The sequence below is a fragment of the Winogradskyella litorisediminis genome, assembly GCF_042675765.1.
GTDB classification, from domain to species: Bacteria; Bacteroidota; Bacteroidia; order Flavobacteriales; family Flavobacteriaceae; genus Winogradskyella; species Winogradskyella litorisediminis.
This window is the reverse complement of sequence record NZ_JBHTJL010000018.1, coordinates 1-980: the sequence shown is the minus strand read 5'-3', so window position 1 is coordinate 980 and position 980 is coordinate 1. Positions and strand designations below refer to the sequence as shown.

1 protein-coding gene is annotated in these 980 nt (G+C 31.9%); it reads right to left on the bottom strand.

Annotation, left to right across the window (positions count from 1 at the left end):
• A partial coding sequence (locus ACFQ1Q_RS13740; protein WP_386132693.1) for a site-specific DNA-methyltransferase occupies window positions 1-968 on the bottom strand: 968 nt, incomplete at its 3' end.
• Between the last annotated feature and the right edge of the window lie 12 nt (window positions 969-980).

Genomic DNA, 980 nt, shown 5'->3' with positions numbered 1-980 from the left:
TCTAGTTTAAATACCTTAAAACCTAAGTCTAGGTCTTTTACTTTGTCTGGGTATTCTGCTTTGAGTTTACTAGAGACTCTTCTAATACGTTCTTTCCCAATAGAAGTTATAAATTCATAACCTGCTTTCCGTGAATCACTTCCTTCCGCTGTTTTTTCAGGTAATTGAATCAATATGTATTTTCTATTTAAATTATCTTTTATGTTCTGTTTCATTATCGCTTCTGCCGAAGTGCCTGATCCAGAAAAGAAATCTAAATATATTTCATCCTTGCTTTCTTTTTCATTTACTCTAAATGAGTAGAGGTATTTTAATAAGTTTACGGGCTTGGTAAAGCCAAATATATTTTCTTCAAAAATGTTTTTGATATCAGCTGTGCCCTCTTGAGTAAAAGGCCCATTTAAAAGGGACAGAGGTTTACCAAGACGTTCTTGACCATTCTCATCAACTAAATATTGTTTCGCTCTTACGCTATATTCACCATCTTTTTTTAGATTAAAGACTATTTCATCATTTTCAATAGCTTTTTCTAATCTTTCCTTACTCCAAACCCATTGTTTTCGAGGTTTAATTTCAACTCCTTTGTGCCAAATACTATATTGTAAATTTGGTCTATCATCCATAGAATTAGTCATTATTGGCTGTGTGAAATATCCACCTCTTGTCTCAAACTTTGAGTCTTTTTTACTGTAGGTTTTCTTCACATCCTCATTTAAAGGTGATTCAATGTTGTAAATTGGAGTTTTAGAGTAGGCAAGAATGTATTCGTGAACTTCAATAAACCCTTTGGTTTTGGCACCAGCTCCATACTTATTTTTCCAAATAACTTGTCCTATCAAGTTTTCTTCCCCAAATATCTCATTACAAACTTTTTTTAAATTATCTATTTCGTTATCATCAATTGAAATAAAAATCACCCCATCATCTTTAAGTAAATTCCTAGCTAACTTCAAACGAGGATACATCATATTTAGCCAATT